The 7,870-nt window shown below is 69.8% G+C and carries 9 protein-coding genes; 7 read left to right on the top strand and 2 right to left on the bottom strand.

What is annotated here, in order from left to right:
• The 5 genes from ACTS11_RS19255 to ACTS11_RS19275 form a co-directional block, all read left to right on the top strand.
• The coding region (locus tag ACTS11_RS19255) for an aminotransferase class I/II-fold pyridoxal phosphate-dependent enzyme (RefSeq protein WP_442641906.1) at positions 1 to 989 on the top strand (989 nt) is incomplete at its 5' end.
• 14 nt (positions 990 to 1,003) lie between these two features.
• A complete protein-coding gene (locus ACTS11_RS19260; protein WP_442641907.1) occupies positions 1,004 to 1,498 on the top strand; it encodes a GNAT family N-acetyltransferase in 495 nt (164 codons plus the stop codon).
• A complete protein-coding gene (locus ACTS11_RS19265) occupies positions 1,495 to 2,238 on the top strand; it encodes a glutamine amidotransferase (RefSeq protein WP_442641908.1) in 744 nt (247 codons plus the stop codon). Before ACTS11_RS19260 ends, ACTS11_RS19265 begins: the two co-directional genes overlap by 4 nt.
• Positions 2,239 to 2,368: 130 nt before the next feature.
• A complete protein-coding gene (gene folE2 / locus ACTS11_RS19270) occupies positions 2,369 to 3,466 on the top strand; it encodes a GTP cyclohydrolase FolE2 (RefSeq protein WP_442641909.1) in 1,098 nt (365 codons plus the stop codon).
• An 81-nt stretch (positions 3,467 to 3,547) separates the two neighbouring features.
• Positions 3,548 to 5,011, top strand: a complete 1,464-nt coding sequence (locus ACTS11_RS19275) for a TrkH family potassium uptake protein (RefSeq protein WP_442641910.1) — start codon at positions 3,548 to 3,550, stop codon at positions 5,009 to 5,011.
• 6 nt (positions 5,012 to 5,017) lie between these two features.
• On the opposite strand, the gene ACTS11_RS19280 is transcribed toward ACTS11_RS19275, so the two are convergent.
• On the bottom strand, positions 5,018 to 5,650 hold the full coding sequence (locus ACTS11_RS19280; RefSeq protein WP_442641911.1) for a J domain-containing protein: 633 nt from the start codon (positions 5,648 to 5,650) through the stop codon (positions 5,018 to 5,020).
• 77 nt (positions 5,651 to 5,727) lie between these two features.
• On the opposite strand from ACTS11_RS19280, the gene ACTS11_RS19285 reads away from it, so the two are divergent.
• Positions 5,728 to 5,985 (top strand): BolA family protein, encoded by a 258-nt coding sequence (locus ACTS11_RS19285; protein ID WP_442641912.1) that lies wholly within the window; start codon positions 5,728 to 5,730, stop codon positions 5,983 to 5,985.
• Positions 5,986 to 6,368: 383 nt separating this feature from the next.
• Entirely contained in the window at positions 6,369 to 7,103 is a 735-nt protein-coding gene (locus ACTS11_RS19290) for a VPLPA-CTERM sorting domain-containing protein (protein ID WP_442641913.1), read from the top strand.
• Positions 7,104 to 7,184: 81 nt separating this feature from the next.
• Here the strand turns inward: ACTS11_RS19290 and ACTS11_RS19295 are convergent, their stop codons facing one another.
• Complete coding sequence (locus ACTS11_RS19295) at positions 7,185 to 7,595, bottom strand: DUF4177 domain-containing protein (protein WP_442641914.1); 411 nt, start codon at positions 7,593 to 7,595, stop codon at positions 7,185 to 7,187.
• Positions 7,596 to 7,870 lie beyond the last annotated feature (275 nt).

The raw sequence follows: 7,870 nt of genomic DNA on the forward strand, positions 1-7,870 counted from the left end.
GCATGTTCGAGGAGCGCATCGCCGCGCTCGAGGGGGCGGAGGACGCCTTCGCCACCGCCTCCGGCATGGCGGCGGTCAACGGTGCGCTGGTCTCGATGCTGCGCGCGGGCGATCACGTGGTGGCGGCGCGCGCGCTCTTCGGCTCGTGCCTCTACATCCTCGAGGAGATCCTGCCGCGCTACGGCGTGATGGTCGATTTCGTGGACGGAACGGACCTCGCGGCGTGGCAAGCGTCGATCCGGCCGGGGACCAGGGCGGTATTCTTCGAGTCGATGGCGAACCCCACGCTCGAGATCGTCGACATCGCGGCGGTGGCGGAGATCGCGCACGCGGCGGGCGCGCTCGTCCTGGTCGACAACGTCTTCGCCACGCCGGTCTTCTCGGACGCGATCGCGCAGGGGGCGGACGTGGTGATCTACTCGGCCACCAAGCACATCGACGGGCAGGGCCGCTGCCTCGGCGGCGTGATCCTCGGCACGCGGGAGTTCATCCGCAAGACGGTCGAGCCCTACCTCAAGCATACCGGCGGCGCGATGAGCCCGTTCAACGCCTGGGTGATGCTGAAATCGCTCGAGCACGTGGACCTGCGCTGCCGCGCCCAGGCGCAGACGGCGCAGGCCGTGGCCGAGGCGCTGGAGGGGCGTCCGGGCCTCGCCCGCGTGATCTATCCGGGCCTGCCCTCGCACCCGCAGCACGACCTCGCGGCGCGGCAGATGGAGCGGCCGGGCACGGTCATCGCGCTGGACCTCGCCGGCGGGCAGGCGGCGGCTTTCCGCTTCCTCAACGCGCTGGAACTCGTGACGATCTCGAACAACCTCGGCGACGCCAAGTCGATCATCACCCATCCCGCGACCACGACCCACCAGCGCCTGACCGAGGCGCAGCGCGATGCGCTCGGCATCACGCGGGGGCTCGTGCGGCTGTCGGTCGGGCTCGAGGACGCGGAGGACCTCATCGCCGACCTCACCCGCGCGCTGGACGCCTGCTGAGGGAGGGCCGTGCCGTGAAGGGTCTCGCCATACGGAACTACCGCCCCGAGGATGCGCGGGCGCTGGCGCGGGTCTTCCACCGCGCGGTCCGGCGGAGCACGTCCGAGCACTACACGCTGGCGCAGCGCCTCGCCTGGTCGCCCTGGGTGCAGGCGGGCGAGGCCTGGGACGCGCGCCTCTCGGCCATCGAGACGCTGGTGGCCGAGCTGCCGCACGGGCCGGTGGGCTTCATGGCGCTGGACCTCTCGGAGGGGTTCCTCGACTTCGCCTATGTCGATCCGGCGGTGCGGGGCCGGGGCGTGGCGGGCGCGCTCTACGCCGTCCTCGAGGGCCGCGCGCGGGCCGCGGGCCTCGGCCGCCTGGAGACGGAGGCCAGCCGCGTGGCCGAGCCCTTCTTCCGCGCGCGCGGCTGGATCGTCGTCCGGCGGCAGGAGGTTCGGAGGAACGGCGTGCGGCTGCCGAACGCGGTGATGGAGCGCATCCTGCACGCGGACGAGGCGGCGGCGTGAGGCCCTTCCTCGTCCTCCAGCTCCGCCCGGAGGACGAGGCGGCGGACGAGGAATTCGCGGCCTTCCTCGCGCGGGGCGGCCTCCGGCCGGAGCAGGTGGAGCGCATCCGCCTCGACCAGCGGCCCATCCCCGAGCTCTCGCCCGAGGCCTATGCCGGTGTCATCGTCGGCGGCGGGCCCGGCTGCGTCTCGGACCCGGCGGAGAAGAAATCGCCCCTCGAGGCGCGGATCGAGGCCGACATCCTGTCGCTCATGCCCGCCATCGTCGCGCGCGACGTGCCGTTTCTCGGCTGCTGCTACGGCCTCGGTATCCTCGCGCATCATCTGGGCGGGCGCGTCGGGCAGGGAACCTACGGCGAGCCCATCGGCGGCGTCGACTGCACCGTGACGGAGGCGGGCGCGCGCGACCCGCTGCTGGCGGAGCTGCCCCGCCGCTTCCGCGCGCTCGTCGGCCACAAGGAGGCGGTCGAGGTCCTGCCCGAGGGCGCCGGCCACCTCGTCTCCTCCGCGCCCTGCCCGGTGCAGATGATGCGCGCGGGCCGCAACGTCTACGCCACGCAGTTCCACCCCGAGGCGGACGGCGAGAGCTTCGCCACCCGCATCCGCATCTATGCCGGCCGCGGCTATTTCGACCCGGCCGACGCCGACCGCCTGACCGCCGCGGCGCGGGCCGAGGAGATCCACGTCCCCGAGCGCATCCTGTCCGGTTTCGTCGCCCGATATGGCGCTGTAATCGCCTGATACGTCGCGGAAAATTGATCCGTTCGGCCGGCGCTAGCGTATCCCTTCCGAAAGACAAGACTTGGGTTTTTCGCGGCGCGAGCCATATCTCGCAGGCGAGGACCGACGGTTTGCTGGAAGGGACGACCAGATGAACATCCGAGTGACGACCGAAACCGACCTGCCGACGCGCGAGGAGGCGGCCGATGCGCTGAGGCTGCTGCGCGACTGGGCCGACGCCGCCGCGCCCGAGGATGTCGCGGCACTCGATCCCGTCGTGGCCCGTCTCCTCCGCGGCGCGGGCGCCTATCCCGAGTTCTCGCGCGACTACCCGGCAGGCTTCCGCGCCGACGCCGCCTACAAGGCGACGCTGCCCGACCTCCAGAACGGGCCCGCGTCGCTGATCCGCGGCGCGAACCGGCAGATCCAGCATGTCGGCATCTCGAACTTCCGCCTGCCGATCCGCTACCACACGCGCGACAACGGCGACCTCATGCTCGAGACCTCCGTGACCGGGACCGTCAGCCTCGAGGCGGAGAAGAAGGGCATCAACATGAGCCGCATCATGCGGTCCTTCTACGCCCATGCCGACAAGACCTTCAGCTTCGGCGTGATCGAGGCGGCGCTCGACGACTACAAGGCCGACCTCGAGAGCTTCGACGCCCGCATCCAGATGCGCCTGAGCTTCCCCGCGCGCGTGACCAGCCTGCGCTCGGGCCTGTCGGGCTACCAGTATTACGACATCGCGCTCGAACTGGTGGAGCGGGACGGCGTGCGCCGGAAGATCGTGCATCTCGACTACGTCTATTCCTCGACCTGCCCCTGCTCGCTGGAGCTGAGCGAGCACGCGCGGGCGACCCGCAACCAGCTCGCCACGCCGCATTCGCAGCGCTCGGTCGCGCGGATCTCGGTCGAGGTGGCCGAGGGGCAGGGCTGCCTCTGGTTCGAGGACCTGATCGAGATGGCGCGCGCCGCCGTGCCGACCGAGACGCAGGTGATGGTCAAGCGCGAGGACGAGCAGGCCTTCGCCGAACTGAACGCCGCCAACCCGATCTTCGTCGAGGATGCCGCCCGCCTCTTCGCCGAGCAGCTCGAGCTCGACCCCCGCGTCGGCGACTTCCGCGTGGTCGCCAGCCACCAGGAGAGCCTGCACAGCCACGACGCCGTCAGCGTCCTGACCGAGGGGCCGACCTTCGCCACCGCCAGCCTCGATCCGCATCTCTTCCGCACGCTGATCCACGCGGGCTGAGGCGAAACGCGCGCATCCTCAGGGGCTTCGCCGGTGCCTCGTCCTTGACACCGGCGGAGCCTGCGGCCAACCCTCCGCGCCATGTTCGACATGCGTCCCGTGGGCTACGTGCTGGGGCTCCTCGTGCTTGTGCTGGGGCTCACGATGCTGTTGCCGATGGCGGCCGACCTCTTCGCGGGGAACGGCCACTGGGGCGCCTTCGCCGAGGCGGCGGCCATCACCTCGGTCTTCGGGCTGCTCCTCACGATCGCCTGCGCCAACGCCGTGTCGGCGGGCCTGACGATCCGGCAGACCTTCATCCTCACCACCGGCGTCTGGCTCGTCCTGCCCTTCTTCGGGGCGCTGCCCTTCGTCTTCGGCGCGATGGCGCCGGACGGCAGCGGCGCGCGCTACGTCGACGCCTATTTCGAGGCGATGTCGGCCCTGACCACCACGGGCTCAACAGTGTTCTCGGGGCTCGACGCGCTGCCCGTGGGCATCAACCTCTGGCGGGGCATGATGCAATGGTTCGGCGGCATCGGGATCATCGTCGTGGCGATGGTGTTCCTGCCGGAGCTGCGCGTCGGCGGCATGCAGATCTTCCGCTCCGAGGCCTTCGACACGATGGGCAAGATCCTGCCCCGCGCCTCGGAGATCGCGGCGCGGATCTCGGTCATCTATGTCGGGCTGACGGGCCTGTGCGTGATCACCTACCTCGCGCTCGGGATGCCGGCCTTCGACGCGCTGGTGCATTCGCTGACGACGCTGTCCACGGGCGGCTTCTCGACGCGCGACGCCTCCTTCGGCGCATTCCAGGGGCCGCTGGAATACGCGGCGGCGGTCTTCATGATCCTCGCGAGCCTGCCCTTCGTGCGCTACATCCAGCTCGTCGCCGGGACCGCGCGGCCGATCCTGCGCGACAGCCAGGTGCGGGCCTACCTCGCGACCGTCCTCGTCCTCGTGCTGATCCTCACGCTCTACCGGGTCGCAGTGAACGGCGACAACTGGGAGCACGGCTTCCGCGAGGGGATCTTCAACGTTACCTCGATCATCTCGGGGACGGGCTATTCCTCGGTCGACTACCAGCTCTGGGGGCCGGTGCCGGTGGTGATGTTCTTCTTCATCGGGCTGATCGGCGGCTGCGCCGGCTCGACCTCCTGCTCGATCAAGGTGTTCCGCTGGCAGCTCCTCTTCGCGTCCGTCTCCACCCAGGTGCGCAGGCTCTACGCGCCGCACGGCGTCTTCGAGCCGCGCTTCGAGGGGCGGCCCATCCCGGAGGAGATCCTGTCCTCCGTCATGGCCTTCTTCGTCCTGTTCTTCGTGTCGCTCGGGATCACCTCGGTGCTGCTCGGCCTGACCGGCCTCGACTTCGTCACCTCGGTCTCGGGGGCGGCCACCGCGCTCGGCAACATCGGGCCGGGGCTGGGGGACACGATCGGGCCCGCGGGCAACTTCGCCACGCTGAACGACACGGCGAAATGGATTCTCTCCTTCGCCATGCTGCTGGGGCGGCTCGAGCTGATCGTGGTGCTGGTCCTGTTCACCACCGCCTTCTGGCGGCCGTGAGCGCGCTCAGTCGGGGAAGTTGCGGCTGACCTTGATCTGGTCCCAGGCCCAGACGACCTCCTGCAGGCGCTCCTCGTCGGAACGGTCGCCGCCGTTCATGTCGGGGTGCAGCACCTTGATGAGCGCCTTGTAGGCCTTGCGGATCTCGGTCTTGGTCCAGCTGTCGCGGGCGTCGAGGATCTCGATGGCGCGCCGCTCGGTCGGGGGCAGCTTGCGCCCGGTGCCGTTCGTCGCGCGGCCCGGATTGCGGGTGGCGTTCTGGCCCAGCACCTGGTGGGGATCCTCGATGCCGAGGCGCGCCCAGGCCTTCTCCTCGACCGAGCGGCGGAAGGGCTTGGTCGGGCGGTCCCAGACGCGGTCGCGGTCGAGCTGGGCCTCCATCTCGGCCTCGGTCGTGCCCTCGAAGAAGTTCCACTTGAGATTGTACTCGCGCACGTGGTCGCGGCAGAACCAGTAGAAATCCTCGAGATTGTCCGGCGACTTGGGCGCGCGGTACTGCCCGGCCTCCTCGCAGCCCTCGTGCTCGCAGACCCGCTGCGACGTCTCGAAGGCGCCGGACATGCCCCGCCGCCCGGAGCGGCGTTTCTTCTTGTCCGTGGAGACGCGGAGATCGAAGTTGAACGGGTCTTTTTGGGTCATGGTCGCGGCCCTTCTCGACTCGGAAGAGGCAGTTTAGGGTTTTGCCGCCCGAGGTGAAGAGGCGAGGACGGGAAAAGGTGACACGGACGGAAAAAATCCGCGCGCGGCTTGAGGAGGCCTTCGCGCCGCGCCGCCTCGAGGTGATCGACGAGAGCGAGCGCCACCGCGGCCACGCGGGTTACCAGGAAGGGGGCGAGAGCCACTTCCAGGTGAAGATCGAGAGCGAGAAGTTCAAGGGGCTGAGCCGCATCGAGCGGCACCGCGCCGTGCACGAGGCGCTGGGCCGCGATCTCGTGGCAGAGATCCACGCCCTCGCCCTGTCGATCCGGGACTGAAGCTCCCCCGTTTCGGGACGTCTTCGACCGCCCCGGGAAGATCCCCGGGCGCTGTCCGAGGCGCGTGGTTAATGTCCCCTGGCGCCGGGAAACAATGCCGTGATGGGCGTCAGGCTTGTCTCCGAAATGGAATAAGTCATTAAAAAGGCAAGAAAAAGCTGGAAATCGGGCCTCAGTTGGACGATGATGCGAGATGGACGGGTCGGTCTGCGCAATCCAGCGCCGATCCGAACCGGGCACAAGTAATGCCGCGTCAACGGTGTCCATTTCGGCACGCAGGCCGCGGTCAGTCACACGGAAGGAACATTCTCGTGAAAGCAATTTTGGGCGCTGCACTCCTTGCAGCAGGATTTGCAACAGGCGCGTCGGCCAGCCCGATCAGCGTGTCGTTCTTCTCGGGCAGCCAGCTCACCGATCCGGCCAGCTCGTTCTACTCGGCATTCAACGGCGGCCTTTCCGGTCTCTCGTCGGGCTTCGTGATCGAGGACTTCGAGAACAACGCCACGCTCTCCGGCCAGTTCGAGGACGGCGAGGAGATCAACGGCTCGACGAACGACGGCGAGATCGCGTCGTCCATCAACACCTCGGTCGGCAGCTTCACCACGCGCGGCGGGACGGGCAGCGGCACGACCTGCACGCGCTTCGACCGCGGCGGCAACGGGTGCGACAACATCGCGCTGCAGCAGTCGCCGGGCGTGAACGGGCAGGGCAACATCTTCCCCTTCGACGGGGAATGGGCGCTGAACACGGCCGACACCTCGGGCCTCATCTGGAACGTGGCGCTCGCGGGCGGACAGCTCTTCGAGTCGGTGATCTTCGCGCTCCGCGATCCCGCCGACGCCGGGCAGCGGATGCTCTCGATCATGGCCGATGGCCAGACCTTCAGCACGGGCCGGCTCGACAACGAGACGCTGACCCTCGTGCAGATCATCTTCGGCTCCCCGCGGAGCTCGGCCACCATCGAGATCGCGACCTCGACGAACGACGCCTTCACCTTCGACGGCGCGGTCGTGGGTCTCGCGCCGGTGCCGCTGCCGGCGGCGGGGTGGATGCTGCTCGCGGGCATGGGCGGCCTCGTCCTGATGCGCCGCCGGGCGAAGGCCGCTGCCACGGCCTGAGCTGACCGATATGGAAAAGACGGGGGCGGTGGCCTTAGCGGCCGCCGCCCCTTTTCCTTTGCGGCGGACGGTGCGGCGGGATCAGTGATCCTGGCCGGGCTCCTTGCGCTCGGCCACGAGGGGGCGCCGCCCGAACTGCGGCGGCGGCTCCCCGGCCGGGGCGAGCGGCGCCTCGGCCGCGGGCGCGGGTGTCGTGAGCGACAGGGGCGCGCGTGCTTCGGGCTGGGGGGCGGGCGCGTCCTCGCCGGGCTCCTCGAAGTAGAGTTCGCGGCGGAAGATCAGGACGTTGCGCGTCACGATCTCCTTGCCGCCCATGAGGCCCTTCTTCTCCTCGTCGGGAAGGCTCTCGGCGCGGAAGTACTCCCACCCGTCCTGCGCCAGCTCGTTCATCAGCGTCTCGAGCGCGTGGGCGAATTTCGGGCAGCCCTTGAGCCCCCGGACCTTCGGCGCCCGCTCGGGCGCGGGGACGACCTTGTACTCGTAAAAGGGCATGGGGTGCCTCCGCCTTGGGTCCGCGTTCTTTACGGGGAGCGGGGGGGATAGGGCAAGGGGGGGAGGAACGGTTCGGGCGCAGCAGGACATGTCCGGCGCCTTGCGCGCGTGTCGCCCCGCAAGGCCGTGCGACCCGGGGAGCCGGGAGGGACGGCGGCGCGGGGGGCGGCGGGACAAGTCCCGCCCTGCGCGGGCGGGAGGGGGCGGGCGCTTCGGACGTGCCGGGAGGGACGGCGGCGCGGGGGGCGGCGGGACAAGTCCCGCCCTGCGCGGGC

This window comes from Roseicyclus sp. (genome assembly GCF_052168335.1).
In the GTDB taxonomy this organism is placed as follows: Bacteria; Pseudomonadota; Alphaproteobacteria; order Rhodobacterales; family Rhodobacteraceae; genus Roseibacterium.